This window comes from Ruegeria sp. O4, assembly GCF_056535125.1.
The window spans coordinates 192,302-219,193 of sequence record NZ_JBQERO010000003.1; the positions used below are offsets into that span (position 1 = coordinate 192,302).

General features: G+C 58.3%; 29 protein-coding genes. 15 read left to right on the top strand and 14 right to left on the bottom strand.

Annotated features, from left to right (window positions below):
• Positions 1 to 3 precede the first annotated feature (3 nt).
• Positions 4 to 1,050 carry an MBL fold metallo-hydrolase gene (locus ACR0J7_RS06775; protein ID WP_480506691.1) on the bottom strand — a complete coding sequence of 349 codons (1,047 nt, stop codon included), beginning with the start codon at positions 1,048 to 1,050 and terminating at the stop codon, positions 4 to 6.
• Positions 1,050 to 2,753: an acyl-CoA dehydrogenase gene (locus ACR0J7_RS06780; RefSeq protein ID WP_480913639.1), complete on the bottom strand. Its 1,704-nt coding sequence runs from the start codon at positions 2,751 to 2,753 to the stop codon at positions 1,050 to 1,052. Before ACR0J7_RS06780 ends, ACR0J7_RS06775 begins: the two co-directional genes overlap by 1 nt.
• Before the next feature lie 138 nt (positions 2,754 to 2,891).
• On the opposite strand from ACR0J7_RS06780, the gene ACR0J7_RS06785 reads away from it, so the two are divergent.
• Positions 2,892 to 3,842: an L-threonylcarbamoyladenylate synthase gene (locus tag ACR0J7_RS06785; RefSeq protein ID WP_480899218.1), complete on the top strand. Its 951-nt coding sequence runs from the start codon at positions 2,892 to 2,894 to the stop codon at positions 3,840 to 3,842.
• On the opposite strand, the gene ACR0J7_RS06790 is transcribed toward ACR0J7_RS06785, so the two are convergent.
• Positions 3,843 to 4,397: a YqgE/AlgH family protein gene (locus ACR0J7_RS06790; protein WP_480483069.1), complete on the bottom strand. Its 555-nt coding sequence runs from the start codon at positions 4,395 to 4,397 to the stop codon at positions 3,843 to 3,845.
• Positions 4,398 to 4,554: 157 nt separating this feature from the next.
• Between ACR0J7_RS06790 and ACR0J7_RS06795 the strand changes: the two genes are divergently transcribed.
• Together ACR0J7_RS06795 and ACR0J7_RS06800 are read left to right on the top strand one after the other, a co-directional pair.
• On the top strand, positions 4,555 to 5,355 hold the full coding sequence (locus ACR0J7_RS06795) for a protein-disulfide reductase DsbD domain-containing protein (protein WP_480913681.1): 801 nt from the start codon (positions 4,555 to 4,557) through the stop codon (positions 5,353 to 5,355).
• Between the two features lie 4 nt (positions 5,356 to 5,359).
• The gene (locus tag ACR0J7_RS06800; protein WP_480913641.1) at positions 5,360 to 5,779 is read left to right on the top strand and encodes an NUDIX hydrolase; all 420 of its coding nucleotides are present in this window, start codon (positions 5,360 to 5,362) and stop codon (positions 5,777 to 5,779) included.
• Here ACR0J7_RS06800 and ACR0J7_RS06805 read toward each other — a convergent pair.
• The 6 genes from ACR0J7_RS06805 to ACR0J7_RS06830 form a co-directional block, all read right to left on the bottom strand.
• The gene (locus ACR0J7_RS06805; RefSeq protein ID WP_480913643.1) at positions 5,776 to 9,177 is read right to left on the bottom strand and encodes an efflux RND transporter permease subunit; all 3,402 of its coding nucleotides are present in this window, start codon (positions 9,175 to 9,177) and stop codon (positions 5,776 to 5,778) included. The two genes, ACR0J7_RS06800 and ACR0J7_RS06805, sit on opposite strands and share 4 nt — an antisense overlap.
• 5 nt (positions 9,178 to 9,182) lie before the next feature.
• Complete coding sequence (locus ACR0J7_RS06810; protein ID WP_480486830.1) at positions 9,183 to 10,631, bottom strand: efflux RND transporter periplasmic adaptor subunit; 1,449 nt, start codon at positions 10,629 to 10,631, stop codon at positions 9,183 to 9,185.
• Between the two features lie 106 nt (positions 10,632 to 10,737).
• Complete coding sequence (gene moaB / locus ACR0J7_RS06815) at positions 10,738 to 11,280, bottom strand: molybdenum cofactor biosynthesis protein B (RefSeq protein WP_480486593.1); 543 nt, start codon at positions 11,278 to 11,280, stop codon at positions 10,738 to 10,740.
• A gap of 6 nt (positions 11,281 to 11,286) precedes the next feature.
• Positions 11,287 to 11,907, bottom strand: a complete 621-nt coding sequence (locus tag ACR0J7_RS06820) for a LysE family translocator (protein ID WP_267366057.1) — start codon at positions 11,905 to 11,907, stop codon at positions 11,287 to 11,289.
• Complete coding sequence (locus ACR0J7_RS06825; RefSeq protein WP_480899214.1) at positions 11,904 to 12,503, bottom strand: metallophosphoesterase family protein; 600 nt, start codon at positions 12,501 to 12,503, stop codon at positions 11,904 to 11,906. Before ACR0J7_RS06825 ends, ACR0J7_RS06820 begins: the two co-directional genes overlap by 4 nt.
• On the bottom strand, positions 12,500 to 13,267 hold the full coding sequence (locus tag ACR0J7_RS06830; protein WP_480899212.1) for a uracil-DNA glycosylase: 768 nt from the start codon (positions 13,265 to 13,267) through the stop codon (positions 12,500 to 12,502). The genes ACR0J7_RS06825 and ACR0J7_RS06830 overlap by 4 nt, the downstream gene beginning before the upstream one ends.
• 83 nt (positions 13,268 to 13,350) lie before the next feature.
• On the opposite strand from ACR0J7_RS06830, the gene ACR0J7_RS06835 reads away from it, so the two are divergent.
• The 8 genes from ACR0J7_RS06835 to ACR0J7_RS06870 all read left to right on the top strand — a co-directional run bounded on the left by ACR0J7_RS06835 (position 13,351) and on the right by ACR0J7_RS06870 (position 18,664).
• Positions 13,351 to 13,965: a scavenger receptor class F, member 2 gene (locus ACR0J7_RS06835; RefSeq protein ID WP_480869902.1), complete on the top strand. Its 615-nt coding sequence runs from the start codon at positions 13,351 to 13,353 to the stop codon at positions 13,963 to 13,965.
• 59 nt (positions 13,966 to 14,024) lie between these two features.
• Entirely contained in the window at positions 14,025 to 14,960 is a 936-nt protein-coding gene (locus tag ACR0J7_RS06840; protein WP_267366053.1) for an aspartate carbamoyltransferase catalytic subunit, read from the top strand.
• A complete protein-coding gene (locus ACR0J7_RS06845) occupies positions 14,957 to 15,475 on the top strand; it encodes a hypothetical protein (protein WP_480899209.1) in 519 nt (172 codons plus the stop codon). The genes ACR0J7_RS06840 and ACR0J7_RS06845 overlap by 4 nt, the downstream gene beginning before the upstream one ends.
• Positions 15,460 to 15,846, top strand: a complete 387-nt coding sequence (locus ACR0J7_RS06850) for a hypothetical protein (protein WP_480506675.1) — start codon at positions 15,460 to 15,462, stop codon at positions 15,844 to 15,846. The genes ACR0J7_RS06845 and ACR0J7_RS06850 overlap by 16 nt, the downstream gene beginning before the upstream one ends.
• Positions 15,843 to 17,123 carry a dihydroorotase gene (gene pyrC, locus ACR0J7_RS06855; RefSeq protein ID WP_480899207.1) on the top strand — a complete coding sequence of 427 codons (1,281 nt, stop codon included), beginning with the start codon at positions 15,843 to 15,845 and terminating at the stop codon, positions 17,121 to 17,123. The genes ACR0J7_RS06850 and pyrC overlap by 4 nt, the downstream gene beginning before the upstream one ends.
• Positions 17,123 to 17,728, top strand: a complete 606-nt coding sequence (gene plsY / locus ACR0J7_RS06860) for a glycerol-3-phosphate 1-O-acyltransferase PlsY (RefSeq protein WP_480899205.1) — start codon at positions 17,123 to 17,125, stop codon at positions 17,726 to 17,728. The genes pyrC and plsY overlap by 1 nt, the downstream gene beginning before the upstream one ends.
• The gene (locus ACR0J7_RS06865; RefSeq protein WP_480483043.1) at positions 17,725 to 17,994 is read left to right on the top strand and encodes a hypothetical protein; all 270 of its coding nucleotides are present in this window, start codon (positions 17,725 to 17,727) and stop codon (positions 17,992 to 17,994) included. The genes plsY and ACR0J7_RS06865 overlap by 4 nt, the downstream gene beginning before the upstream one ends.
• Positions 17,995 to 18,187: 193 nt before the next feature.
• Positions 18,188 to 18,664, top strand: a complete 477-nt coding sequence (locus tag ACR0J7_RS06870) for a YHS domain-containing (seleno)protein (protein WP_267365535.1) — start codon at positions 18,188 to 18,190, stop codon at positions 18,662 to 18,664.
• Between the two features lie 129 nt (positions 18,665 to 18,793).
• Here the strand turns inward: ACR0J7_RS06870 and ACR0J7_RS06875 are convergent, their stop codons facing one another.
• Positions 18,794 to 19,777 carry a quinone oxidoreductase family protein gene (locus ACR0J7_RS06875; protein WP_480899203.1) on the bottom strand — a complete coding sequence of 328 codons (984 nt, stop codon included), beginning with the start codon at positions 19,775 to 19,777 and terminating at the stop codon, positions 18,794 to 18,796.
• Positions 19,778 to 19,970: 193 nt separating this feature from the next.
• On the opposite strand from ACR0J7_RS06875, the gene ACR0J7_RS06880 reads away from it, so the two are divergent.
• The gene (locus ACR0J7_RS06880; RefSeq protein ID WP_480913646.1) at positions 19,971 to 20,828 is read left to right on the top strand and encodes a DUF2189 domain-containing protein; all 858 of its coding nucleotides are present in this window, start codon (positions 19,971 to 19,973) and stop codon (positions 20,826 to 20,828) included.
• Between the two features lie 30 nt (positions 20,829 to 20,858).
• Here ACR0J7_RS06880 and ACR0J7_RS06885 read toward each other — a convergent pair whose 3' ends face one another.
• A complete protein-coding gene (locus tag ACR0J7_RS06885) occupies positions 20,859 to 21,845 on the bottom strand; it encodes an NAD(P)H-quinone oxidoreductase (RefSeq protein ID WP_480913648.1) in 987 nt (328 codons plus the stop codon).
• 61 nt (positions 21,846 to 21,906) lie between these two features.
• Positions 21,907 to 22,599, bottom strand: coding sequence for a COQ9 family protein (locus tag ACR0J7_RS06890; RefSeq protein WP_480913650.1), 693 nt, complete (start codon positions 22,597 to 22,599; stop codon positions 21,907 to 21,909).
• Positions 22,600 to 22,710: 111 nt separating this feature from the next.
• Here ACR0J7_RS06890 and rpsU point away from each other — a divergent pair, with 111 nt between their 5' ends.
• Positions 22,711 to 22,917 (top strand): 30S ribosomal protein S21, encoded by a 207-nt coding sequence (rpsU, locus tag ACR0J7_RS06895; RefSeq protein WP_005614280.1) that lies wholly within the window; start codon positions 22,711 to 22,713, stop codon positions 22,915 to 22,917.
• 297 nt (positions 22,918 to 23,214) lie between these two features.
• Positions 23,215 to 24,342 carry a CAP domain-containing protein gene (locus tag ACR0J7_RS06900; RefSeq protein ID WP_480899197.1) on the top strand — a complete coding sequence of 376 codons (1,128 nt, stop codon included), beginning with the start codon at positions 23,215 to 23,217 and terminating at the stop codon, positions 24,340 to 24,342.
• A gap of 48 nt (positions 24,343 to 24,390) precedes the next feature.
• Here ACR0J7_RS06900 and ppk2 read toward each other — a convergent pair whose 3' ends face one another.
• Positions 24,391 to 25,329 (bottom strand): polyphosphate kinase 2, encoded by a 939-nt coding sequence (gene ppk2 / locus ACR0J7_RS06905; protein ID WP_267365547.1) that lies wholly within the window; start codon positions 25,327 to 25,329, stop codon positions 24,391 to 24,393.
• A gap of 252 nt (positions 25,330 to 25,581) precedes the next feature.
• Between ppk2 and ACR0J7_RS06910 the strand changes: the two genes are divergently transcribed.
• Complete coding sequence (locus ACR0J7_RS06910; RefSeq protein WP_480556375.1) at positions 25,582 to 26,421, top strand: CPBP family intramembrane glutamic endopeptidase; 840 nt, start codon at positions 25,582 to 25,584, stop codon at positions 26,419 to 26,421.
• A gap of 3 nt (positions 26,422 to 26,424) precedes the next feature.
• On the opposite strand, the gene ACR0J7_RS06915 is transcribed toward ACR0J7_RS06910, so the two are convergent.
• Positions 26,425 to 26,883: an Lrp/AsnC family transcriptional regulator gene (locus ACR0J7_RS06915; protein ID WP_209506641.1), complete on the bottom strand. Its 459-nt coding sequence runs from the start codon at positions 26,881 to 26,883 to the stop codon at positions 26,425 to 26,427.
• Positions 26,884 to 26,892 lie beyond the last annotated feature (9 nt).

Sequence of the window (26,892 nt, forward strand, 5' to 3'; positions counted from 1 at the left end):
CGTCTACCCTTTGCGTTGATACAACCATGCCCCATCCGCGCGTTGCGTCCGGGTTACTGCACCAATGTGGTAGAGGTGATTTACATGTGCAACCGCCTCGACCAGCGCAAGGCCATACTCACCCTCGCGGATTGTACGTTTGAACAGCGGCATAAAGCAGTCAGCGGCAGATTTGGGCTGATCCAGATGATCCAGCAGCCGTTCCAGCGCGCCATGGTGGTTGTCAATCAGCTGCTTCATACGCAACGGCAGACCCGTGAAGGGCAGTTTGTGCCCACCCAAAACCAGATGATCGGGACGGGCGAGCGCCTGAAGCCTCTCACAGGCCTCCATCCATCCTGACACTGGATCGGCCATGGGTTCGGTCGCATAGACACCCAGATTGGGACTGATCGAACTTAAGATCTGATCGCCGCTGAGTACCAGATTGTCATCGCGGCTCCAGAAGGTGGCGTGTTCCGGTGCATGGCCATTGCCCATATGAACGTCCCAGTCACGTCCGCCCATACGGATCACGTCACCCTGCTTGATCCCGGTAAAACCCAGCGGCATGGGATAGACCGTGTCGGCAAAATTAAAGGGCCGGTCCGCCATCCGTTTGTTCAAAACTTCGGATGCCATGCCCGCGCTGCGATAGAAACCCAGCGTTTCTTGCGGCCAGGTTTCCTGCACATCCAGCGTCAGCATCCGCGCAAACAGCCACGAGGTGCGGCTTGTCACCAGCTCGGCGCCGTGTTCCGTCTGAAACCATCCGGCATTGCCAACATGGTCGGGATGGTGGTGAGTCACCACCACCCGCCTGATCGGCTTGCCTGCAAGAGGTCCGGCCATCAATGCTTCCCAGATGCGCCGCGTCTTGTTCGAGGACAGCCCCGTATCGATCACCGTCCAGCTGTCTCCATCGTCCAGTGCGTAGATATTTACATGGTCCAGCGCCATAGGCAGGGGCAACCGCATCCAGAGAACACCTTGGGCAATCTCGGTGGCTTCGCCCTGCGCGGGCGGTTCAGACCACGGATATCTGATCCCCAATACGTGATCCCCGTCCATCAAACTGCAAACTCGTCCGTGCTCAGCGCGAAAAGGTCATCCGCCCCGTTCTGTGCCCGTGCCAAAAGGCCCGTATGTTCGGGCAACAGGGCGTTGATATAATACCGCGCCAGTTTCGCCCGCGGCCCCTCTGGGTCGGCAAGGGCTGCGGTCAGGTGATAATGCCCGCCCAGCACCCGGGCAAATGCCTGCAGATAAGCAACTGCGCCTGCAAAGCGGTTATTCATATCGTCCTGTGCCACCAGCCATTCTGTCGCCTCGCGCAGCGTTTCGGTGGCTTCCCAAACAGGGCCCGCCAGATCAGGCAGTGTTGCACGGGCGCGTTCAGCCTGGTCTTCAATCTCATCCAGCAAGTTCGAAGCAGCCTCGCCCCCGTCCATCATCTTCCGCGCAACAAGGTCCATCGCCTGAATGCCGTTGGTGCCCTCGTAGATCGCGGTGACACGCGCATCGCGATAGAACTGAGCTGCGCCGGTTTCCTCAATATATCCCATGCCACCATGCACCTGGACCCCTGTTTCAGCCACACGCATCCCGGTCTGAGTACCAAACGCCTTGCTGATCGGCGTCAACAGCGCGGCCCGCGCAGCCCAATCGGCGTCACCAGTGGCCTCTGCCATATCGATCGCAACCGCATTGGCCAACAGGATCGCGCGCGCGGCATAAACATCAGCACGCATATCCAAAAGCATACGGCGCACATCCGCATGATCGATGATCGTCCCGGACGGCGTTTTGCCTTGTTTCCGTTCCAGCGCATAAGCCACCGCGTGCTGATATGCACCTTCGGCCACGCCAACGCCCTGTCCGCCCACGCCGAGGCGCGCATTGTTCATCATGGTAAACATGGCCGCCATACCGCCATGTTCGGCACCCACCAGCCAGCCTTTGGCTTTGTCATATTGCATCACGCAGGTGGGCGACCCGTGCAAGCCCATCTTGTGTTCCAGCGAAACCACTTTCAGATCATTGGCCACGCCAGGATCACCATTTTCATCAGGCAGGAATTTGGGGACAAGGAATAACGAGATCCCTTTGGTGCCGGGCACCCCATCGGGAAGGCGGGCCAGTACCAGATGGCAGACATTCTCGGTGAAATCGGTATCGCCCCACGAGATGAAGATCTTTTGACCGGTGATCGAATATGTCCCGTCACCGTTCGGCTCAGCCTTCGCAGACAGCGCGCCAACATCGGATCCAGCCTGAGCTTCGGTCAGGTTCATGGTGCCCGACCATTCCCCCGTCATCATCTTAGGCAGATACAGCGCTTTCAATTCGTCGCTGGCGTGATGCTCTAACGCCTCGATCTGGCCCTGAGACATAAGCGGCGCAAGTTGCAGCGACAGGCAGGCGGCACTCATCATCTCGTTGACCGCCGTGGTGATGGTCATAGACAGCCCCATCCCCCCGTATTCAGGATTACCACTGATCCCGATCCAGCCACCTTCGGCAATTGCCTTCCAGCCGTCTGCATATCCCGGAGAAGTTCGCAGCACGCCATTTTCAAGCCGTGCAGGTTCCAGATCACCGGGACGCTGCAGAGGGGCCATCACCTCTTCGCACATCTTTCCAGCTTCGGTCAGGATCGCATTGACCACATCCCCGCTGGCATCAGCAAATTTATCCGTCGCAGCGACTTGGTCGAACCCGACCACTTGGTCCAGCAGGAACTGGTAATCTGAAATTGGGGTGCGATAGGGCATGATCACTCTCGAAGGCTAACAATTCAGAACATATCGGCAGGCTTGGAATTGTGGGCAAGCGCCGGTAAGCGTATGAGCTTGGATCAATTACCTACTGTCCCTTATGTTTCAAGCAACCAAAACGCGGCGTCACCAGTTATGATCTCAACCGGCACTCAGGAATTGACGGCGGATCCCGGCGGTATCGCGCGGGCTGCAGATATGTTGCGACAGGGCCTTCTGGTCGCTTTCCCGACCGAGACGGTCTACGGCCTGGGCGGCGATGCCCGCAACGGGCAGGCGGTGGCGTCGATCTACGAGGCCAAGGGGCGGCCCAGTTTCAATCCGCTGATCGCACATGTCGCTTCGGTCGCCGCGGCGCAACGGTATGTGCAATGGTCAGATCAGGCCGAGCATCTGGCGCAGGCCTTTTGGCCCGGTCCGCTTACCTTGGTTTTGCCCTTGCGCGAAGGGCACGGGATTTCATCGCTGGTGACAGCAGGTTTGGATACGTTGGCCGTGCGCGTTCCGGCACATCCGACAGCGCGCACGCTGCTGGCCAAATTTGATGGCCCGGTTGCGGCGCCTTCGGCAAACCCGTCGGGTCAGATCAGTCCGACCAAGGCAAGTCATGTCTGGTCAGGTCTTGGCGGCAAGATCGCGGCTGTTCTGGATGACGGGCCGTGCGGTGTCGGGCTTGAATCCACCATCATCGGCCTGGCTGGGGAACCTGCACTTTTGCGTCCAGGTGGCATCGCGCTGGAGCAGGTCGAAGAGACGCTGAAAATGCGTCTGCATCTGCATCAATCCGGTGATCTTCTGACCGCCCCCGGCCAGTTGCAATCACACTATGCGCCGGACGCTCCGGTCCGTTTGAATGCCAAAACCCGTCAGGGTGACGAGGTGTTTCTGGGATTTGGGCAGGTAGAGTGCGACCTGAACTTGTCCGCCACTGGCAACTTGACCGAAGCGGCGGCAAATCTGTTTGCGTTTCTGCATCAGCTGAACGAAACCGGGCGACCGATTGCCGTTTCTCCGATCCCTGACACGGGTTTGGGGGCGGCAATCAATGACCGGCTGCGGCGCGCGGCGGCACCCCGTGACAGCTGATCACGCTCGCCCCGCGCTGGCAGAAAGGGTCAGCGGGTCCACGCCCAAAGAAGCCAACGCTGCCTCCCATTTCGCATCATCGGGCACATCGAAAACAAGTTTCGACGTTGCTTCGGTGGTTAGCCAGCCGTTCATGGCAATTTCATCCTCAAGCTGACCGGGCCCCCAGCCGGAATAACCCAGCGCCAGCATCGAGTTCAGCGGCCCAGTGCCTGACGCCAAATCCTCGAGCACATCAAGTGTCGCCGTCATGCTGAAATCCTCGGAAATCTGCATTGAATGCAGGTTGGCCTCGTAATCGGCGCTGTGAAGGACAAAGCCGCGTGACATCTCGACCGGCCCACCGAAATGCACAAGGCGTTCGCCGACAATCGGAACACGGCAGGCGATGTTCAGTTGACCCAGCAAAGTCTTGATCCGCAGGTCCGAGGGCTTGTTCACAATCAAACCCATGGCACCGTCGTCACCATGACTGCACACATACACCACCGAATGGTCGAATCGCGGATCCCCCATACCAGGCATCGCAATCAACAGTTTTCCGGTCAGGTCCATGGGCCGCCATCTCTTTCTCAGAACACCTCAACAATGGCCCCGCAGCATGTCTATTGGCAAGAGAACAACAGGTATTTTGGCGGATTTCATCCCAGTGAACAGAACGTGACTTGGAATCCGGGCCAACGCCGCGCATTTAAGAGGGATGAAGATGTCGATGAAACACACTGCCGTCGCTGCACTCGCTTGCCTGCATCTGGCCGCCCCGGTTGCCGCTCAGGGTCTGGACGGCGTGGTTCAGCTGGATGTTCTGGATGGCGGACGGACTGCAAACGGCACTTATCTTACCGCCTTGAAGGTGACGCTTGAGGATGGTTGGAAAACCTACTGGCGCGCGCCCGGAGATGCTGGCATCCCGCCGGAAATCAACTGGAAACGCTCAAGCAATGTCGGGCGTGTAGAGATCACATGGCCTGCCCCCGATGTCTTCGATCAGAACGGGTTGCAGTCGATCGGTTACAAGAATCAACTGGTCCTTCCGATTGAGATTACGCCGCACAACCCTGCCAAGCCGGTCCGATTGCAGGGCGAAATGGATCTGGGCGTTTGCAAAGACGTTTGTATTCCGGAACGTCTGGGCTTTGACCACACGCTCGACGCCAATGCCGGACGCCATCCCGCGATTGCCGCCGCACTGGCGCAACGCCCTTATTCCGCGCAAGAAGCTCGCGTGTCCAGTGCCACCTGTCGTCTGACGCCGACGAAAGATGGTATGCGTATCGAAGCACGAGTGACCATGCCATCGGCAGGTGGTCATGAAGTGGCTGTGATCGAACCCGGCAATCCCTCCCTCTGGGCGTCGCAGCCGATTGCGCAACGGCAAGGTGATACGTTGGTGGCCGAGGCCGAGATTATCAATGCATCGGGCACACCCTTTGCGCTGGATCGGTCTGAAATCCGGATTACGGTTCTGGGCGCCAATCACGCAGTTGATATTCAGGGCTGCAGCGCAGGCTGAATTCATGACCCAATCGCCAAAAATCGGTGCCCTGGCCGTTGTTCTGCATCAGGATCAGGTTCTTCTGGTCCAGCGATGCAAACAGCCCGACGCCGGGCTGTGGGGGTTTCCTGGTGGCCATGTCGAATGGGGTGAAACCGTGTTGGAAGCGGCGCAACGCGAATTGTTGGAAGAAACCTCGGTAATTGCACAGCCGTCACATTATCTGAAAAATCTGGACCTTGTGCGCCGAACCCCAGATGGGCTGATCGTGTCCCATTACCTGCTGGTCGGGGTCGCCTGCCAGTATCGCTCGGGCACGCCAAAGGCCGGTGACGACGCATTGGATGCCCGGTGGTTTCCCGTCGATCAGATACGCCAGGGCAACCTGCCCATGAGCGCGCGGGTCATTGAGCTTATGGAATATGCCTTGCGTGCGGTTTAAGCATCTGCCGATTTCGTGAGGCGACCATAAAGCATGCCTGAGGCAGCAATGCTCAGAATCACAATCGGCACAGCGCCGACAACAAACGCGCCCAACCCCATTTTCAATGCGGCAATGCCATCCTCACCGGGGTAAAGGCTTTGTAGCATGGCAAGCGGTGCACCGTTGACGGCGGGCCAGATCATCGTCAAGGCAAACCAGATCCCAAGCATCACGCCGGTTCCGGCCAACGCGCCACGAACAACCTTGTCAGGGGCCCGTGCAGCACGGCGCATGGCTGTCATCGGACGTGCCACGTCATTGAGAATTCCCAGCAAGGCGGGCACAAGCACCAACACCAGCAACATTCCGAAACCAAGCCCGTAGACCAGTGTGATTACTGTCGGTTTCAGGAACTGCGCCTGTTGAGAGCCTTCGTATAGTAAGGGCGCTAGCCCAAGAACCGTCGTCAGCGTGGTCAGCATGACAGGTCGCAACCTGTCCGCCGTGCCATCCAGAATCGACGGAATCAACCCGCGATCCTGCTGGTATGCGTCGATCGTGGTCACCAAAACGATCGAGTCGTTGATAATGATCCCTGTCATGCCCAGCAGCCCGACAACCGTGAACATGCTCAGTGGCACCTCCCAGATGTAATGGCCCCAAATCGCCCCGACTAGGCCAAAGGGAATAATCGCCATGACCACAAGGGGTCGTGTCCAGCTGGCAAAAACCCAGGCCAGTACAAGGTAAATACCGGTCAGGCACAGGATCAGACCGTTGCGGGCCTCGGACAGGAACTCGTTTTCCTGTTCGCTCAGACCCGACATGCGCCACTCAACCTGCCTTTCGGCTGCGATATTGGGCAGGATCTCGTCCTGCATCACGCGTTCAATTTCGGCGGCCCGTGCCGGATCGTCTTCCGAAATGTCACCTGTTACCGAAACCACCCTCAGGCCGTTTTCACGCCGAACCGTCGAAAACCCGGACTTGCGTTCGACCGAAACGATATCAGCCAAAGGTACGTAGACCCCATCAGGAGAACGCATCAGAGTTCGTTCCAGAAAATCTGCCGTCAGTTCACCTTCGGGCAGTTCGACACGGATCTCGGCACTGCGCGGCCCGTCGGGGAAGGTTGCGGCCTCAATCCCGTTCAAACGGTTGCGCAAAGCCCGCCCCAGCGTTTCGATCCGAAAGCCCAGCGCCTGACCCTGCGCTGTCAGGTCCAGAAGAAACTCTTCCTTGTCATATGCCAGAGTGTCTTCGAGCGCCGAGACTTCAGGAAACTTCGACAGCGCGGTTTGCAGATCTTCTGATGCGGCTTTCAGGACATTTACGTCCGAGCCATAGAACTGCACGTCGATGGCGTCGCCACCGGGGCCGGACCGCCAACCGCGGAAGCTGATCACCTCGACCTTGGGGTGGCGCGGTACGAAATCCTGTAGCTCCCCCACAAACTCAAAACTCGAATATGGGCGCAGATCGGCGTCGATCAGTTCAATCGAAATGCCCCCCAGCACACTGCCGTCCTTGCCGTCAGCCGCAGCAAGCGCACGCCCAGCATTGCCACCAACCTCGGCCAAGACATAGTCAATTGGATTTCTGCCATGACGCTCTTCGTAGATCCGGCCCAGTTCGTTGGTTGCGTCCTGTAGAATGCGCATCATTTCAAGCGTATCTGACCGGGTCGACCCCTCGCGCATGATAAACCCGCCGCTGACTGAGCTGCGTTCAGGTGCGTTGAAGAACCGCCAGTTCACGTCGCCACGAATGAACAATGCGACCTGACTGGCCAGGATGGCGATCATCAGCGCGGCGACCACATAACGCGCCCAGATCACCCAGGCGATCAGCGGGCGGAACAAGTGATCCCGAACCCAACGAAAGCCACGATTGACGACACGGTTCGGCAGATCGTACCAGTGTTCCTTGGCCGAATGCGCAATTGCGTGCGCCATGTGATTGGGCAGGATCAGGAAGCATTCCACCAGCGATGCAACCAGAACTGCGATCACCGTGAAGGGGATATCGCGGATCAGCTCTCCGAAACGTCCTCCAACCAACGTCAGGCCGAAAAACGCAATCACGGTCGTTACTGTGGCGGCCAGAACCGGCATTGCCATTCGACGGGCGGCACGCTCAGCGGCTTCCACAGGTGTCTCACCCAATCGGCGGGCGCGATAATCGGCGTGCTCTCCCACGACAATCGCATCATCTACGACGATCCCCAAGGTGATGATCAAACCGAACAGGGAAACCATGTTCAGCGACAGACCGCCCAGATACATCAGCGCGATCGCCGCCGACATCGCCACCGGGATACCCGCCGCGACCCAAAACGCAATGCGCGCATTCAGAAACAGGAACAACAGGATGACAACCAGCCCCAGCCCCATCAGCCCGTTATCCACGAGGATGTTCAGCCGGTCGGTAATCGCTTGCGCACGGGTACGGATCAGATCAATTCTCACACCTTCAGGCAGGCTGGCCTGCATCTCGCGGGCTACGTCCTCGACCGTGTGCTGAATACCTATCGCATCTCCGAGGTTCGACCGGTCCACTCTGATCGACATGGCGGGATTATCGCCCACATAATAGCTGCGGTCGCGAGTGACGCCTTCAATCCGAATTGTGGCTATGTCGCCAACCTTCAGCTTCGACCCGTCTTCGTTCGTCCGCAGCGCGATGCCTTCGATCTGTTCCGGCGTGCGTTTCTCAGTTCCCGCCCGGACACGAGCACCCGCGCCTTCGACATTGCCAGCGGGGTCCGTATTGACTTCGGCACCTATCGCTGCCGCGATTTCGGCCATCGTTATATCGTTTGCGATTAACTGAGCGGTGGTGACCTCGACAACGATGCGCGGTGCGGCAATACCCCGGATTGTCGTGCGGGTCACACCTGATGCGAATAAACGATTGATAAGCTCATCCGTCAGCTTAGCCAGCTGAGCAGTATCGGTCGGACCGGTAATCACCACATCCGTCACCCGATCACGCCACGCACCGCGTTGAATCTTGGGCTCCTCAGCGTCTTCCGGCAGATCTGTGACAGCGTCTACGGCGGTCCGGACTTCCTCAACAGCGCGGGACACATCCCAGTTGGGTTCGAATTCCAGCCTGATACGGGTCCAGCCCGGATGCGAGGAAGCCTCGGTACTGGTCACCCCTTCGACGGCCAGCAGCGCAGGTTCCAGCAACTGCACGATCCCGGCGTCCATGTCCTCGGGCCCGGCACCATCCCAGGTTACGGATACATCGACGCGTTCCAGAATGACGTCCGGAAAGAACTGCGCCCGCATGTTCGGGATTGCCGCCGCGCCAAGAACCAGCATGACAAGCAACAGCAGGTTGGCAACTGTCCGATGCCGCGTGAAGTAACTGAGAATGCCGCCCGCCGCGCCAGGTATCTCGCGCATCATGGCGTTTATCCCCCAGCCCTGGTTTCAATGCTGCGCACCAAAGACGTCGGCACACGAGCTTCGCGCAGCCGGGTTAGAACCTGCGTCTTTTCCTTCGGAGGCATCGCACTGTTCGCCTCGACTTGCGCCACAAGTTCGGCGCGCTTCTCGTCCGTCAGCTCGACCATTCCGGGGTCTGCACCCGCCTCAAACCGCAGGGGCCGCACCCGCACGCCCGACCCAAGCAGGGGGGTTCGCCCGACGACGACCTCTCGCCCTTCCAAACCGTCGCCCCGCAGCAGAACCTCGTCCCCCTGGCGGCGGATGAGTTGAACCGGCAGGCTTTCCAAACGGTCATCAGGGCCAAGCACCAGAACTGTTCCGGATGCATCAAGGGCCGACGACGGCAGTCGGTAAACTCCGGCAAGCGGTTGTTCCTGAACTGAAACCGTAACGAAATCCCCGGGTTTAAACCCCGATGCCTCTTGCAGACGGGCATAGATCAACCGCCCGGTCTGGCCTTCACCGGCAGACCCGCTGTCGCGGCTAATCTGGCCAATCGCGGTCAGATCGGTCCCTGTCACTTCGAGCGATATGGTTACCGGCGCGTTGATCAGACGATCGCCGCCATCCAAAAGCCGCACATATTGCGCGGTCGACACCCGAAATGCCACCTCAAGGTCGTTGGGATCAACCAGTTCAGCCAGCTTTTCATTTGCCGATACCAGCCGCCCTTCCACAAGCGTCACATCCGTTAAAGTACCGCCAAAGCCCGCCCGGATTGTCATGTCGCCCAGATCACGTTCCGCAGCTTCCAGTGCTATCATGGCGCGGGCCAACAGGGTTGATGCCTGATCCACACGGGATTCAGCCTGTGCCAGCGCAATACGCCGCGCCAGTACGGCCTGTTGCGCCGCTGCGGCAGCCAGTTCGGCCTCTTCCACGCTAGCGGCGGCCCCCACGCCCCGAGATTCCAGATCGCGTTGACGTTGCAACGCCCTTTCCCGCAGTTCCGCCTGAGCCTCAGCCGATTTCAGCTCGTCCTGCGCCAGCAGCAACGAGCGTTCTGCATCGCGCTCTTCAAACTGAGCGTCCAAGAGGTCGGACTTGGCCCGATCCAGTGCGGATTGCGCATCTGCCGGGTCCAGTTCAACCAGCACTTCGCCAGCCTCAACAATTCCACCATCTTCAAAGTCTTCCGCCAGCGCGACAACGCGACCACCAAGCGCCGCGCGCAACTCCAGCCTGCGGCGGCTTTGAACCTCTCCGAAAGCTTCAAGATATGGGGTGACGGTTTCCGCCTCGGCAGGCCGAACCGAAACAGCAAAGATCCTTTCTCGAGCGGGAGGTGTCGCGTTATCGTGCGTCAAAGCCTCCTGAACGGCCCCAACGATCATCTGCACGGCAACAAACAACAAAGCCAGCGCCAGAAACGCCAGAAAAATACCGACAAGACTATGCCGCAGAAATCGCATCAATCAGTTACCCCGGTTGCACCACGCTGCCGTCCACAACATGTAGCTGGATCAGGAAATATGCCAAGCCACAAGGCGGTTATACGGAATGGAACGTATGACCAGTCTACTTCCGTCGCAGATGTTCGTCCAATCTGGGCATTATTTCCACAAAATTGCACGGGCGATGGCGATAATCGAACTGTTTTTCCAAAATACCGTCCCACGCGTCCTTGCAGGCCCCCGGACTGCCGGGTAATGCGAACAGGTATGTCCCCCCGGCAACGCCCCCCGTCGCCCGTGACTGCACCGCCGAAGTTCCGATCTTTCCCATCGAGATGATCGTGAAGACAGTGCCAAAGGCTTCGATCTCTTTTTCATAGACATCGCGATGCGCCTCGACGGTGACATCGCGCCCAGTCAGACCCGTGCCGCCGGTCGAAATCACGACGTCGATCTGTTCGTCCGCCACCCACGCGCGTAACTGATCTGCGATCTGTTTGCGCTCGTCCCGAATTATCCTGCGATCCGCGACGACATGGCCTGCCTTTTCAATCCGGTCCACCAATGTCTGTCCCGAGCGGTCCTCTTTCATCGATCTGGTATCCGAAACAGTCAGTACGGCGATCTTAACCGGGATGAACTCCATGGTTTCATCAATGCGCGACATGTGGTGTCAGGCCCTTTCCAGAATGGCAAGCCGGACCGCAAGGGCCGCAAAAATGCCCCCTGTAATCCAGCCCAGAATACGTGAGGCGCGCGGATTCGAGACCAGATGGCGCCCCGCGCTTCCGGCGAAAACACCAACCAGCCCGTTCACGACGAACCCACCGATGCCGATGATTGTGCCGAAGATCAAAAACTGCATCAGGACCGACCCCCGCGACGGGTCTACAAATTGCGGGATAAAGGCCAGAACGAACAGAATAACCTTGGGGTTCGTCAGATTGACAAGCATCCCATCCCGAAAGGACAACCGGGCCGGTTTGACGGGGGCCTCGGCCGACACTGCGCCATTTCGAACAGCACCCCAGGCAAGATACAACAGGTATGCAACACCAACCCAGCGAATGACATCGAACAGCCATGGCAAGGCCGCAACCGCCGCGCCGAGGCCCAGCCCAGCCAGAAGGACCTGTATCATTCCACCCGCGGAAATCCCAGCACTTGCGGCAATTGCTGCGCGCGGACCTGATCGCAGGCCCTGACCGAAACAGAACATCATATCCGCGCCCGGTGTCAGGTTCAGCGCCAGCGCGGCGGGAATGAAGGCAAGCAGCGTTACCAACTCAATCATACAGCGATCTCGAACCAGTTTACCTTGGGGCCAAGGTTGGCGATCCGGGTGCGGCCGATCGAGCCGCGATATCCCCAGCTGTCGTGAATATGGCCGCAAAACGTGAATCGGGGCTGTATCCGCTCGATCGCGTTCCGAACAGCGATCGAGCCCACAGCCATGCCTTGCGAGGTCACGTCCCCATGGCCCTTGGGCGGTGAGTGCGAAATCAGGATATCTGCTCCGCTGCAGCGCGCCAGCAGTTCGGCGGCCTCACCCTCGGTCAGATCACAGGACCAATCACCAAACGGTGTGGGTGGAACACCGTAGCCAAGCCCGAACAGGCGCAATCCATCCACCGTCATTCCCGTTCCATGCAGAACATGCACACCCTCGGGCACAGCTTTGCCCAGATCCTCTGCGCTTTCTGCATTCCCGGGTATCAGGACCAGCGGCGCTGAAACGCCCGAAAGCATTTGCATCGCCTCGTCCAGACCCTGCCGCATATTGCAATAATCCCCTGCGCCGATAACCAGGTCGGCATCAGCGCTGGCCGCCACCAGATCAGCGGCGCGGTTGCGTGCCATATGAAGATCGGAAAACGCCAAGACCTTCATGCCTCACCTCGCAGCCGGGCTTGCAACTCCAGCAGGTCAGCCCAGGCCTGCCGCTTCATTTGCGGCTGGCGCAGCAAATAAGCTGGATGAAACATCGGGATCACAGGCAGGTCCATCGCCTGATCCCATTGGCCGCGCAATCGGGTAATCCCGCGCTTGCCCAGAACGGCCTGACAGCTGATATTGCCCATCACCACCAGAACCTCGGGCCGGGCCAGCGCCACGTGACGTTCCAGGAAGGGCTTCATCATCCCGATTTCTTCGGGCTTTGGGTCACGGTTCTGTGGGGGCCGCCATGGCAGCACGTTTGTGATATAGACGTTCTGCCTGCGATCCAGATCAATCGCGGCCAACATGCGATCCAGCAACTGGCCCGCGCGCCCGACAAAGGGCTTGCCCTCGCGGTCTTCGTCGCGGCCCGGAGCCTCACCAATAATCATCACCCGCGCACCGGGCGTTCCATCAGCAAAAACCAACTGCCGCGCCCCGCGCTTCAGCTCGCAGTGATCAAAAGCTTCCATCGCATCGCGCAGCTGATCCAGTGACCCCGCCCCCTTGGCCGCTGCTTGCGCAACCGTTACCGGGTCGGTCTGTCCGGGCTTTGACGGGATGGCTGCCGCAACTTCTGCCTTCTTGGGCTTTGGTGATGTGTCCGGCACCGAATATCGATCAACCGGAGCATCCCCGATTGCCTCGGTCACGCCCAGTTCGACCTGCCATTCCAGCAAGGCCCGTGCAGAGTAATAGTCCAAGCCCGATTCCATATGGATAATTTACCCGCCTGAGGGCTGATGGAAAGCGAATTGGGCTTGATCGGTCGCTCTGTCGCGCCGACCATCAGGGCACGATGCTCAGAACCTTGCGAATCCTCCTGATCGGGCTTGGACTGGTGCTTACCGGCAATCCGGCATTGGCGACGTTCCACAACGAACAGGGCCAGTGCCGTGCGGGCCAGTTCAAATGCGGCACCACCTGCTGTTCCGGCGGTCAAAGATGCAGCTTTGATGGGCACTGCATACCGCTGGGCGGCACCTATTGCGGTGGCGGGCGCAGCTGCGGCCCGTTTGAACGCTGCGTAGCGGGAGGAGCGAGCTGTGCACCCGCAGGCGTGAACAAATGCACATCGCGTCTGGATTGCCCCGGTGACAGTTTTTGCAATGGGCGCGGCGAATGTGAACGGATCACACCAGATCCGGGTACAGCCCCTCCTACGATATGCGAGGATGGCCGAACTTGTGCGCGCGGCTCGTCCTGTCTGCCGGGTGGGGGGTGTTCCCGTCCGGGATGGTTCCTGTGCGAAGAAACAGGCTCGCAGTGCCGTCCGGGATTCAAATGCTCGGACCATCAGGGTTGCGTGCCGATCAAAGCCATCGACTGCGGATACGGCAAATGGTGCAAACCAGGTGAACAATGTCTGCCCGAAGGCGGCTGCGAAAAACTGCCAGAGGGTTCTGATCCTTAGGTTGCTTTGCCCCGCGTGGCTTTCTATAAGCGGCCCGATTGTCAGACAGGAGCCCGCCCATGCGTTTCGCCCATCGTCACCTTCTTGGCATCGAGCATCTGTCGCAATCCGATATCACCGAAATTCTCGATCTGGCCGAAACCTATGTCGACATGAACCGCCAGTCGACCAAGCATTCGGACGTTCTGTCGGGGCTGACCCAGATCAACATGTTCTTTGAAAACTCGACCCGGACACAGGCAAGCTTCGAACTGGCTGGCAAGCGTCTGGGCGCGGACGTGATGAACATGGCGATGCAGGCCAGTTCGATCAAAAAGGGCGAAACCCTGATCGACACTGCGCTGACCCTGAACGCGATGCATCCCGACCTTTTGGTGGTGCGTCACCCGCATTCGGGCGCGGTCGATCTGCTGGCGCAAAAGGTCAACTGCGCCGTGTTGAACGCAGGCGACGGGCGGCATGAACATCCGACACAAGCTTTGCTGGACGCGCTGACGATCCGCCGCGCAAAAGGTCGCCTGCACCGTCTGAACATCGCCATTTGCGGCGATGTCGCGCACTCTCGTGTTGCTCGATCCAATTTGATCCTGCTGGGCAAGATGGAAAACCGCATTCGTCTGATCGGCCCGCCCACACTCGTGCCGTCGCAATTCGCCGAGTTCGGGGCCGAGGTTTATGACGACATGAACGAGGGTCTCAAAGACGTCGATGTGGTCATGATGCTGCGCCTTCAGAAAGAACGAATGGACGGAGGCTTCATCCCGTCAGAACGTGAGTACTACCACCGTTACGGCTTGAATGCGGAAAAGCTGGCGCTGGCCAAGCCCGATGCCATCGTCATGCACCCCGGCCCAATGAACCGCGGGGTTGAGATCGACGGAACCCTGGCTGATGACATCAATCGATCCGTAATACAGGAGCAGGTGGAGATGGGGGTCGCTGTCCGCATGGCCGCCATGGACCTTCTGGCCCGCAACCTGCGCGAGGTTGCATGAACAATCTGAAAGTCGCCCCCCATGAACGCGGCGTTCTGCGCCTGTTCACACTGGACATGCGCCCGGAAGAGGCAAAGTTCCTGCGCGAACCGGGTGCCGCCGATCAGGTGCTTGGCATCGACGGGCTGGACCCCGAGCAGATCGACATTTTTCCGGTATCCGACCTCGAAGCACTTGGGCTTTACGGCTATCTGAACGAAGGGTGCGGCGTGTCCGAGGATCAGTTGGACCGTGCGGCGCTGGCGCAGATCGGCGGATGGGTCATGGTTCTGCGCAGCGCGGCGTTCAAAGACCAGGCCACGACCCTTGAACCCGATCCCCGGCTTCACCTGACGGGTCTTTTCACGGAAGTGGCAACCAATTGGACCGGCGGTGTGATCGAAACCGAAAGTGCCAAGCCTTTCTCCGCCCCGCAAACCGCGCCGGTTGACAACAAACCGCTCCGCATAGGCTCGGCTGTTATGGCATTGGCAGTACTTTTGGTCACCGGAGGGATTCTATGGCTGATCCTGTAGTCTTTGCCCCGGACAAGGGCGCGTATATCCGCACCAATGCATGGCTAGCGGCGGCTGCCATGGCCGGTGCAATGGCTGTCTTGTGGTTGACCGGCAACCCTTATGTCTGGACCGGAGCACCCGCCGGCCTCGCCGCAATTGGCATCCGCGCGTGGTATCTGGCATCGGAAGAACTGGCTGCTAACTGGGAGATGACCGGCACTTTGTTGACCGGCCCCGGTCCCCGCAAAGTACCGCTGAATCAGGTCGAGGCGGTTAAAACCATGGGCAGTTTTGTCCAAGTCGTTACCAAAGGCGGCGACAAACACCTGATCAAGTATCAGGCCGATCCCGCCGCCACGAAGGCCGCCATCGAAAGGGCTGTTCCATGACTTCCGTTCTTTTCGCCAACGCCCGCCTGATCGACCCCGAAGCCGGAACAGAGTCAACTGGCTGGTTGCAGGTGAACAATGGCCGGATTACCGCCCGAGGCGAAGGAAGCGCGCCGTGTACTGAAGGGCATATCGTAGAGTGCAACGGCAAGTGCCTCGCCCCTGGCATCATCGATATTGGCGTCAAGGTCTGTGAACCCGGTGAACGTCATAAGGAAAGCTATCGGTCAGCAGGACTTGCTGCTGCAGCTGGCGGTGTCACGACGATTGTCACCCGACCGGATACTCTGCCAGCAGTCGACACACCGGAAACGCTGGAATTCGCGACACGCCGGGCGCAGGCCGATGCGCCAGTCAATGTTCTGCCGATGGCTGCCCTGACCAAAGGGCGCGAAGGGCGTGAGATGACCGAGATCGGGTTTCTGATGGACGCGGGCGCGATCGCCTTCACCGATTGCGATCACGTCATCACTAATACCAAGGTGTTTTCCCGTGCCCTGACCTATGCGAAGTCCTGTGGCGCGCTTGTGATAGCCCACCCGCAAGAGCCGGGGCTGAGCGCCGGGGCCGCAGCGACCAGTGGCAAGTTCGCGGCACTGCGCGGCTTGCCCGTAGTGTCACCGATGGCAGAGCGGATGGGGCTGGACCGCGACATTGCCCTGCTGGAGATGACCGGTGCCGCCTATCACGCCGACCAAATCACCACTGCCCGGGCGCTGCCTGCACTGGAGCGCGCCAAGCGCAATGGGCTGGACATAACCGCAGGGACGTCGATCCACCACTTGACGTTGAACGAGCTTGACGTGGCCGACTATCGCACCTTCTTCAAGGTCAAGCCGCCGCTGCGATCAGAAGACGACAGGCAAGCGGTAATTGAAGCTGTTCGCACCGGGCTGATCGATATCATCAGCTCGATGCACACCCCTCAGGACGAAGAAAGCAAGCGCCTGCCGTTTGAAGAAGCGGCCTCGGGTGCGGTCGCACTGGAAACGCTTCTGCCCGCGGCCTTGCGCCTGTATCACGCGGGCCAGCTGGATCTGCCGACGCTTTTTCGGGCCATGGCCCTTAACCCGGCCAAGCGGCTTGGACTGGACAGCGGTCGCCTGTCGAAAGGCGCGCCAGCGGATCTGGTTCTGTTCGACCCGGATGTGCCTTTTGTGCTTGATCGGTTTGCACTAAAATCGAAATCTCAGAACACTCCATTTGACGGCCAGCGGATGCAAGGTAAGGTCATTTCGACCTATGTAGCAGGTAATGAAGTGTTCCGGAGACCCTGATGCCCCCAATCGACAACTCAACTAGCGAACTGCTCCAATGGGCGGTGGTTGGATATCTGATGGGCTCTATTCCCTTCGGCCTGTTGCTGGCCAAGTTCATGGGGTTGGGAAATCTGCGCGAGATCGGTTCCGGCAATATCGGAGCAACCAACGTTCTGCGTACCGGCAACAAGACCGCTGCGGCACTGACCTTGCTGTTTGACGCAGGCAAGGGGGCGGCGGCCGTTCTGATCGCACGCGCATATGCGGGTGAAGATGCAGCCCAGGTTGCCGCTCTTATGGCGTTTCTAGGCCATTGCTTTCCGGTTTGGCTGAGCTTCAAGGGTGGCAAGGGCGTGGCAACCTTTCTGGGGCTTTGGCTGGCACTGGACTGGCGCATCGGTGTTGCCTGCTGCCTGACCTGGCTGGTCGCGGCGGCAATCTGGCGGATATCCTCGGTTGGCGCATTGGCTGCGGCCGCGCTGTCAACGACTTGGGTGTTGTTGCTGTCAAACGGGACTACATTTATCCTTGGGATAATTCTGACACTTCTGGTCTACTGGCGGCACAGCTCGAACGTCGCGCGGATCAAGGCCGGAACGGAACCCAGAATCGGAAAGCCGTGATCGCGCCAGACGGGTTTCTGTATGCCCTTTTTGCACTGCCCTTGGGCAGTTTCACCGGAACCTCCGGCGGTCGGCGCTATGTTGTTGTGCGTCAACGAATGGCGGGTGGTAAATCCCACAAGCTGGTTGCGCACGAACTGGGCGGAGCCGACTATATCAGCCTGAACCTGTATCAGACCATGGGCAGCGGCGCGTTGCTAAGACCCTGTGAAATGTCCGCATGCAAAGTCATCGCATTTGTCCTGAACCTAAGGCCGGATGCCTGAGGCGAGATCGGCAAAAAAGAACAGTGGCTCTATCACCTGCGCACAATCACAAATCATTGTTTTGAACGTGATCAGCCCGCTTCCCAAATCGCTATCGTGACGGTCAATTACGGGCCACACAGGACAACAATCTGGGCCTTACGGCGGCAATTTTCGCGGTGTCGAACGGGCTCTTTTCACGAAAGGTGAAGCAATGAACAAGTTTAAATCTCTGATCAGTGGCGTGGCACTGTCTGTCACATTGGCAACCTCCGCGCTGGCGGCTGGTGTTGAAATCAACGCAAGCTCGACCGGTCTGGCGATGCAGGGTTATGATCCGGTGGCGTATTTCACTGCTGGCGAGGCAACCAAAGGCGACTACCGCATCACTGCGTTGCACGATGAGGCACTGTACCGGTTCTCTTCGGAAGAAAACAAAGTAGCCTTTGAAGCCAACCCCGAAGCATACCTGCCCGCATATGGTGGCTATTGTGCCTTCGGCGCGGCCATGGGCTTTAAATTCGACGGCGACCCGAACCACTGGAAGATCGTCGACAACAAACTGTACCTGAACCTGTCCAAAGACATTCAGGAGCGCTGGGAAGGCGACATCCCGGGTTTCATCGAAAGCGCGAGCGCAAACTGGGAAACGATTGCTGAAAAATCCCCGGCAGAGCTGCAATCGCAGTAAGATCTGACTGTTTCAGGCAAAGCGGCGGCGGGTTTTCCGCCGCCGTATGTTTTTTGAACACCTCTCATCCTTCCCCAACGGGCGAAACATATATCCGCATTCTAAGGACGATGGCGTTTGGGTACTGCGTTACAGATCCAGAATTGTGCTGCCGGTCGTTTGCCGCGCTTCAAGCGCACGATGCGCATCAGCAACCTGATCCAAGGCAAAACGCTGATCGACATGGATTTTGACCTCACCCCCCTCGACTTTGCCAAACAGGCGACGCGCCATTGCCTGACACACCGCATGATCCGCGATATGTGTAAATAACGTGGGCCGGGTGATCTTGAGCGAGCCTTTCTGACCCAGAATCCCAAGGTTGAACGGTGGAACCGGGCCCGAGGCGTTGCCGAAGGAAATCATCATGCCCAGCGGTTTCAGGCAATCCAGTGATCCTTCGAATGTGTCCGCCCCGACCGAGTCCATCACCACGTCGACGCCCTGACCCTTTGTAATCTCAACCACGCGTTCTGCGAAATTCTCGGACCTGTAATTGATGCAATGCGCGGCCCCGTTAAACCGGGCAAGGCTGCATTTTTCGTCACTCCCCGCCGTTCCGATCAAGGTGATGCCTTCGGATTTAGCCCATTGACATGCGATCAGCCCGACCCCGCCAGCTGCCGCATGGAACAGAACCGTATCGCCCCGCTTCAATGGTGTGGTCCGGTGAAACAGGTATTCAACTGTCAGACCTTTCAGCATCATCGCTGCGCCGGCTTCGAATGTGATGCCATCCGGTAGCGGGCAAACCTGCGCTGCGGGCATCACACGCGCCTCGCAATATGCACCGGGCGGGGCTGCGGCGTAAGCGGCCCGCTGCCCCGGCTGAAGATGCGTTACCCCTTCCCCAACCGCTTCAACGGTACCCGCCGCTTCCATGCCTAAAGCATGTGGAAGATCAAGGGGATACAGGCCGGTGCGTTGATATACATCGATGAAGTTCAACCCGCAGGCCTGATGCCGAATACGTATCTCGCCCGGACCGGGGTCGCCCACTGGCCTGTCTTCGATCCGCAGAACCTCAGGCCCACCAAATTCATGAATCACAACCGTTTTCGCTGTTTGCTGCATCCTGACCTCCTCTTGCCTGCCATCAAGCTAACATGACTGTGACACAGGGCAATCCGTCCGATGCCGGAGTATTGATCCAGATTTCGCAAATTTATGTTATACTGAGGTATGGCGTTGCCGGTTGGACCGGCCACGGGCAACTGAATGCCGGATCCGTTCCGCGGCGCAAGTCTCGCCAGGGAAGGGTGAAGAAATGGCTAAGACAATCGGAAATCCGATCAGCTGGGCAGCCCAGGCTCTGGGCGCCACAAGTGACCACGTCACCGAAAGCGTCTCGCAACTTGGCAGTGCAGATCCAACGCAAGTGCCAATAGTGCAGACCTTGACCCTGCAAGACCTACGGGCCTGCCTGAGGGCGGGGTATCAGGATTTTCTCGAAACCCGAGCGGATGTCGTATTCATTGTCCTGGTTTATCCGATTGCTGGGCTTTTGATGTTCGGCTTTGCCCTGAATGCCAATCTGGTTCCGCTTCTGGCCCCTCTGGTCGCAGGCTTCGCGCTGATCGGGCCTGTTGCGGCCGTGGGCCTCTATGAGATCAGCCGTAAGCGTGAACAGGGCAGCGAGGTTCACTGGCTGGACGCATTTGGTGTATTCCGCTCGCCGTCATTTGGAGCAATTCTGGTTTTGGGGTTTTACCTTGTGATGCTGCTGCTGCTTTGGCTGATGGTCGCGCAAAGCATTCACACCTACACGATGGGCCCCGAGGTTCCTGCGTCGCTCAGCGTATTTGCCACGCAGGTGTTTACGACCTCTGCGGGCTGGACGATGGTCATTGTCGGAACCGCAGTTGGGTTTGTTTTTGCCCTTTGCGCTTTGGCGATTAGCGTCGTCAGTTTTCCCTTGCTGCTGGACCGCAAAGTGGGCCTGCCGGTTGCCGTTGTGACATCATTCAGGGTGCTGCGTCACAACCCCGGAGTCACTCTAACCTGGGGGTTTATTGTAGCGGTGCTTTTGTTTCTGGGGGCTTTGCCACTGCTGCTGGGTCTTATCGTGGTGATGCCCGTTCTGGGTCATGCCACGTGGCATCTGTATCGCCGCGCCGTTGCGTGAACGCGCGGGACACGCCCGCGCATTCTAAACTCAACCCGCGATCTTCAGAACAATCTTGCCAATATGGCCCGAGCTTTCCATGCGCGCGTGGGCTGCGGCGGCCTCGGTCAGATCAAACTCGCTGTCCATCACGGGCGCAACTTTTCCAGCATCCAACAGAGGCCAGACAGCTTCGCGCAGGTCCTGCGCGATTTGCGCCTTGGCCAGATCACTTTGTGGGCGCAAGGTGCTGCCGGTCAGGGTCAGGCGCTTGACCATCATCAGAGCAAAGTTCAGCTCGACCACAGGCCCTTGCAGAAACGCGATTTGCACCAGCCGCCCATCCTCGGCCAGAGCTTTGACGTTGCGCGGAATGTAATCACCGCCGACCATATCAAGGATCAGGTTTGCCCCACCTTCGGCGCGCATGGCTGCTACGAAATCCTCGTTTCGATAGTTGATCGCCTTTTCCGCGCCCAGCTTGACGCAAGCCTCACATTTCTCATCCGACCCAGCCGTGGCAAAAACGCGCGCGCCAAAGGCATTGGCCAGTTGGATTGCCGTCGTACCAATTCCGCTGGACCCACCGTGAACCAAAAAGCGTTCACCCGCCTTCAACCCGCCACGCATGAACACGTTGGACCAGACTGTAAAGAAGGTCTCGGGCAGACACGCTGCCTCTTTCATTCCCATACCTGCAGGCACTGGCAAACAATGGGTCGCTGGGGTCGAAACGTATTCCGCATATCCTCCGCCCGGCAGCAGTGCGCAGACCCGATCGCCGACAGACAGTCCTTCAACCCCCGCACCAACTGAAACCACTTCGCCCGAAGCCTCAAGCCCCGGCAGGTCGCTGGCGCCCGGCGGCGGATCGTAAGCGCCCGCGCGTTGCAAAGCATCGGGGCGGTTCACCCCGGCATAGGACACTTTCAATACAACCTGTCCGGCCCCCGGCTTAGGGATAGGCCGTTCGGTCAGCTGCAAAACATCGGGACCACCCGGTTGAGTGATCTCAACAGCACGCATCATCTGGGTCATAAGCACCTCCTTTGCCCAATGCCTAACAGGCATCAGAGGCAAGGCCCAGCACCAAGACGCGTTACTTTCTGGGGTTCAACATGCCCGGCAGATCACCCCGCATCTTGGACGGCGCCCTCACCTGACCCGCCAGCCAGTTCGGAACTGCAAGAAAGGGTTTCAACACCGGGTTGTCACGCACCTGAGCCTTGAGCTTTTCGAACTCCATGACATTTGCGATCCGGCGATCCAGAAACTCCCACGTGCGCTGATGGTTCGGGCTGTCATCGCCCAGCCAGAACAGCAAGGTCGAGGAATAGACCCCCGACAAGGTTGCCCGTTTGGTGTACCAGTTCACATCTTCCGACGTATCGCCCAGCGTGTCCCAGATCAGATCGCAGGTTTGCCATAACGCCTTGGCCCCATCGGCCGCATATGCTGGCAGGGAAAACAGCGTCATGCCCCGGCGCAACAGCTCTTTGTCTTCAACAGCCTGCAACCGGAACCTGACCGCAGCGGCAATCCTGTCGCGGAATTTTAGCCCGCTCATGTCCTCGGACCTGAGGCGGTCCAGCATCACCTGATCGCCGCGCGCATGAAAGGCCAATGCCAGATCAACCGCCCCACGCGGGCAGATTGCACGTGCCAAACCGTCATCCAGACCACAATCGGAAACCGAGGCGCGAAAGCTGGCTTCCGACCAGCCGTCGAAAGGAACATGGTTCAGCATCGCGTCCAAAAGCTGCCGTTTTGCATCTTCATATGTGGTGGTCATGACGGTTCTCCGGTTGTCAGGCCCAGTACTAGACAAGTTAGGGCGGCTTTGCTATACGGCCAACTCCTGCAATTTCCTTGCAACTCTATCTAGAAAGGTGGTGACAACCACATGCAGGTTAGTGTTCGCGACAATAACGTCGATCAGGCGCTTCGTGCCCTGAAGAAAAAGCTGCAGCGCGAAGGCGTGTTCCGTGAAATGAAGCTCAAGCAACATTTCGAGAAACCGTCCGAGAAAAAAGCGCGCGAGAAAGCTGAAGCGATTCGCCGTGCCCGTAAACTGGCGCGCAAGAAAGCCCAGCGCGAAGGTCTGCTTTAAGATCTTTGATTTCGTCCAGCTTTGGATGACACTATTTGACGACCCCCGAGGCATGGCCCGGGGGTTTGTCGTTTCAGGGCTCGGATACAATCCGCCGACTCGTGGTTCAGGTTGTGCGGCAAGCTGCCAATTCCGTACAGGCAGTGTTTTGCCCGGCGCTTTGCAGCGCAGCGAATCTCGTCTCGGTAGCATCGCGCCGCCAAAACTCGCCTGATATGCACCGCCCTCTATCGCCCCCGACATCCCCGCCTCTAAGTGAGCCCGTCCGCAAGGACACAAACACAAACGGAGGCAAATATGTCGACTGCAAGTACATACGAACGCGAGATGCTGGCGCTGATAAACCAGGAGCGCACATCCCGCGGGCTCAACCCGCTGCAGCTTGAAACGCAGCTGAACGACTCGTCCGAAGATCACAGCACCTGGATGTTGAATACAGACACCTTCAGCCACACCGGTTCAGGCGGTTCCAGCGCAACCCAGCGGATGCAAAACGCGGGGTTCGATCTTGAAGGAAGCTGGCGCACCGGGGAAAACATCGCATGGCAGTCCGAACGCGGCGCGCCGGGTATCAGCGACGATGTCGCCCAGTTGCATCAAAACCTGATGAACAGTCCGGGTCACCGCGCCAATATCCTGAACCCGGATTTCAAGTATATCGGGATCGGGATCGAAACCGGTGACATGCAAGGCTTCGATGCCGTGATGGTCACGCAAAACTTTGCCGCAACCGACGCGGCTGTCATGCTGGACAACGGCAATACAAACGCCCCGCCCGTTCCTCCGACAACACCGGACGAGGTTGCTGAGCCCGAGGAACCAGAAACCGAAACCCCGGATACTGACGTCACCGAGACCGAAGAGCCTGGGACCGAGACCCCCGGAACCGAGGAACCAACACCCGAAACACCGGACACCGATGTCACAGAGACGGAAGAGCCGGACCCCGAGACACCTGATACCGACGTCACTGAGACCGAAGAACCGGAACCTGAAACCCCCGGTACCGAGGAAACAACACCCGAAACACCGGACACTGACGTAACCGAAACTGAAGAACCGGAACCTGAAGCGCCGGATACTGACGTTACCGAAACCGAAGACCCGCAACCTGAAACGCCCGATACTGAAGTCGTCGATGGTGGTGAGCCGGAAGCCTTCTGCTTTGACATTCAGGCATTCCTGGATGAAATCGCCAGCTTCCTTGAAAACCTGCAAACGCAGTTTGACGAGTTTGATTGGCGCGACGACATGAATGACGGCACTGATGTGGCAGATGTCGACGATGTCGATACCCTGCCGACCATAGATACCACTCCGGAGACCGAGATTGAGCCTGTCGACACCGAAACGACCGAAGACGATGGCTGCGATATCTTCATGATCAATATCTTCACCCATGACTGCATGATGGATGCAGCCTGATCACTTGAAATTGTGCGAGGTCGGCCCTGCCGGCCTCGCATGCGTTGCTCAGTAAATCTTTGGGACGTAAAGCTCGTCTGGCAATACCCGCCGCTCGTATTCAGGATTGTACCGCCGGTCAGGCAAATTGACCTTTTCCTGTGGCACGTCTTCGTAGGGGATTCTTGTCAACAGATGCTCGATACAATTCAGACGTTCGCGTTTCTTGTCATTGCCCTCAACGATATACCACGGTGCTTCTGGTATGTTGGTTCGAAACAACATGTCTTCCTTGGCCTTCGTGTACGCCTCCCAGCGAATGCGGGATTCAAGATCCATCGGTGACAGTTTCCACTGTTTCATCGGATCGTGAATACGCATGAGGAACCGCAGTTGTTGCTCTTCATCCGTGATCGAGAACCAGTATTTCAGCAGAATGATCCCTGACCGCACCAGCATCCGTTCAAATTCGGGAACGTCCTGAAAGAACTGTTCAACCTGATCCTCGGACGCAAAGCCCATCACTCGCTCAACCCCCGCCCTGTTGTACCACGAGCGGTCGAACAAGACGATTTCACCCGCAGCAGGCAGATGCGGCACGTAGCGTTGAAAATACCATTGGCTCTGCTCGCGGCGACTGGGGGCTGGCAGAGCGACCACACGGGCGACACGGGGGTTCAGGCGCTGCGTGATCCGTTTGATCACGCCCCCCTTGCCCGCACTATCACGGCCTTCAAACAGGATACAAACCTTGGCGCCAGTGTGCTGAACCCAATCCTGCACCTTGATCAACTCGGCCTGCAACCGCAGCAGGTTTCGGAAATAGACTTTGCGATCCAGCATTTCGGGGTGCTGGTCCCGATAGATTTTGCGGACTTCCATCGACAGCATAGGCTCGCTGAACTCGATTTCGAAGTCTTCATCCAGCGTGTCTTCCAATTCGGCCTCAAGCCAGTTCTTGGTGCCCCCATCGTTCTCGTAAGCCAAGATCAGCTCCTTCTCAGTCATCGGGTTCGAACCATATCGGGCCTGTGTAACCGCCTGATGTCATCAGATAAATCGAAGCCGATCCGTTGCAGCAGTCTATATCGGAAATCAGGGTCTGGACGGGTATATGGTCTTTTACCCGAATTTGTACGTCTGGCCCAAAGGATACAAGCACAAGAATTGACACGAGGCGCCAATCACGCGCTTTCAGGTTGCTTGCATTGCCTTGTTTTTGTGCGGCATGACTGGGTCCACAATTCAGACGAGAACGCCGTGACGTATTTCTTTTCGACATTGCCGGTCACTTGGCCCTGGCTGATCTTGATCACAGCGCAAGTCGCGGCGATGGGGCGACGAACCGGACTTGCGTATGCCCTGCTGGTTCTGTTCGTCAGTGTCGCCTCGGTTACCGGACTGATGTCACCGACAGCAATCGTGGCGGTGGCGCTTGGTCTGATCGTGGCCTTCTTCCTCCCTCGCCAGACAGGTCTGCTGGCTATTGCGGGGCATACGCTGTTGATCCTGTGGTGCCTGGCATTGGGGGCACATCTGTTGCCAGGATTCAACAATTTGAAACTGCTGGATCAGGTGCAGGCAAGTGCCTCGAGCACAAGTTTCACACTGCACCTGAATCTGGACAAACCCATGGTCTTCTTTGCCGTTCTTCTGGCTTGGCCCGGAATGCTGAACAGCCCAATCAAGACCAGAATAAAACCTTTGCTAGCGGGTTTTCTGATTCTGCCCGGCCTGTTTCTGCTGGGTCTATCGCTGCGCGCCGTGCGCGTGGACCTCTCAGCCCCTTATTGGTGGCTGGTATTTTGCCTGTCCAACCTGTTTCTGACTTGTCTTACAGAAGAGGCGTTCTTTCGCGGCTACTTGCAGTCGGCCATTACCTTGCGCCTTGAGGCAACAGGCGGTCTGGTCGCTGCCAGCCTGCTCTTTGGATTGGCGCATATTGGCGGAGGACCCGCGCTTGTGGTATTCGCATCCCTTCTCGGGTTGGGGTGCGGGTTGGGGTTTTATGCAACCGGTCGGCTTTGGGTGCCTGTTGCGATGCATTTCTTGTTCAATCTGACCCACCTGCTGCTGTTCACCTATCCCGGCCCGTTATGACGGTCAGACCGGCAAGGCTGTGGTCTTGAACACGGTACGCAGCGCAAATGAACTTTGCATCTGCGCCACCCCAGGCAAGCGCGACAGGTATTGCCGGTGGATACGCGCGAAATCTTCTGTGTTTTCCGCCACGACCTTCAGAATGTAGTCTGCGGTTCCGGCCATCAGATGGCACTCCAGCACATCTGGTATTCGGGCCACCGCCTTTTCGAAAACATCCAGAACCTCTTCGGCCTGGCCTTGTAGCGTGATCTCGACAAAGACGGTGGTAGGCACGTTCATTTTCCGCGCATCCAGCAGAGCCACATAGTTGCGGATATAGCCGTCAACCTCCAACCGTTGAACGCGGCGGTGGCACGCAGATGGAGACAGGTTGACCTGTTCAGACAGTTCCGAATTCGACATCCGGCCATTCTTCTGAAGTGCGGCCAGAATCTTTCGATCAGTCGTGTCTAGGCTCATTCTTGCAAT

Coding starts and splice junctions, on each gene's coding strand:
- ACR0J7_RS06775 (WP_480506691.1), bottom strand. CDS start 1,050: ATGGACGGGGATCACGTATTGGGGATCAGATATCCGTGGTCTGAACCG.
- ACR0J7_RS06780 (WP_480913639.1), bottom strand. CDS start 2,753: ATGCCCTATCGCACCCCAATTTCAGATTACCAGTTCCTGCTGGACCAA.
- ACR0J7_RS06785 (WP_480899218.1), top strand. CDS start 2,892: ATGATCTCAACCGGCACTCAGGAATTGACGGCGGATCCCGGCGGTATC.
- ACR0J7_RS06790 (WP_480483069.1), bottom strand. CDS start 4,397: ATGGACCTGACCGGAAAACTGTTGATTGCGATGCCTGGTATGGGGGAT.
- ACR0J7_RS06795 (WP_480913681.1), top strand. CDS start 4,555: ATGAAACACACTGCCGTCGCTGCACTCGCTTGCCTGCATCTGGCCGCC.
- ACR0J7_RS06800 (WP_480913641.1), top strand. CDS start 5,360: ATGACCCAATCGCCAAAAATCGGTGCCCTGGCCGTTGTTCTGCATCAG.
- ACR0J7_RS06805 (WP_480913643.1), bottom strand. CDS start 9,177: ATGATGCGCGAGATACCTGGCGCGGCGGGCGGCATTCTCAGTTACTTC.
- ACR0J7_RS06810 (WP_480486830.1), bottom strand. CDS start 10,631: ATGCGATTTCTGCGGCATAGTCTTGTCGGTATTTTTCTGGCGTTTCTG.
- moaB (WP_480486593.1), bottom strand. CDS start 11,280: ATGTCGCGCATTGATGAAACCATGGAGTTCATCCCGGTTAAGATCGCC.
- ACR0J7_RS06820 (WP_267366057.1), bottom strand. CDS start 11,907: ATGATTGAGTTGGTAACGCTGCTTGCCTTCATTCCCGCCGCGCTGGCG.
- ACR0J7_RS06825 (WP_480899214.1), bottom strand. CDS start 12,503: ATGAAGGTCTTGGCGTTTTCCGATCTTCATATGGCACGCAACCGCGCC.
- ACR0J7_RS06830 (WP_480899212.1), bottom strand. CDS start 13,267: ATGGAATCGGGCTTGGACTATTACTCTGCACGGGCCTTGCTGGAATGG.
- ACR0J7_RS06835 (WP_480869902.1), top strand. CDS start 13,351: ATGCTCAGAACCTTGCGAATCCTCCTGATCGGGCTTGGACTGGTGCTT.
- ACR0J7_RS06840 (WP_267366053.1), top strand. CDS start 14,025: ATGCGTTTCGCCCATCGTCACCTTCTTGGCATCGAGCATCTGTCGCAA.
- ACR0J7_RS06845 (WP_480899209.1), top strand. CDS start 14,957: ATGAACAATCTGAAAGTCGCCCCCCATGAACGCGGCGTTCTGCGCCTG.
- ACR0J7_RS06850 (WP_480506675.1), top strand. CDS start 15,460: ATGGCTGATCCTGTAGTCTTTGCCCCGGACAAGGGCGCGTATATCCGC.
- pyrC (WP_480899207.1), top strand. CDS start 15,843: ATGACTTCCGTTCTTTTCGCCAACGCCCGCCTGATCGACCCCGAAGCC.
- plsY (WP_480899205.1), top strand. CDS start 17,123: ATGCCCCCAATCGACAACTCAACTAGCGAACTGCTCCAATGGGCGGTG.
- ACR0J7_RS06870 (WP_267365535.1), top strand. CDS start 18,188: ATGAACAAGTTTAAATCTCTGATCAGTGGCGTGGCACTGTCTGTCACA.
- ACR0J7_RS06875 (WP_480899203.1), bottom strand. CDS start 19,777: ATGCAGCAAACAGCGAAAACGGTTGTGATTCATGAATTTGGTGGGCCT.
- ACR0J7_RS06880 (WP_480913646.1), top strand. CDS start 19,971: ATGGCTAAGACAATCGGAAATCCGATCAGCTGGGCAGCCCAGGCTCTG.
- ACR0J7_RS06885 (WP_480913648.1), bottom strand. CDS start 21,845: ATGACCCAGATGATGCGTGCTGTTGAGATCACTCAACCGGGTGGTCCC.
- ACR0J7_RS06890 (WP_480913650.1), bottom strand. CDS start 22,599: ATGACCACCACATATGAAGATGCAAAACGGCAGCTTTTGGACGCGATG.
- rpsU (WP_005614280.1), top strand. CDS start 22,711: ATGCAGGTTAGTGTTCGCGACAATAACGTCGATCAGGCGCTTCGTGCC.
- ACR0J7_RS06900 (WP_480899197.1), top strand. CDS start 23,215: ATGTCGACTGCAAGTACATACGAACGCGAGATGCTGGCGCTGATAAAC.
- ppk2 (WP_267365547.1), bottom strand. CDS start 25,329: ATGACTGAGAAGGAGCTGATCTTGGCTTACGAGAACGATGGGGGCACC.
- ACR0J7_RS06915 (WP_209506641.1), bottom strand. CDS start 26,883: ATGAGCCTAGACACGACTGATCGAAAGATTCTGGCCGCACTTCAGAAG.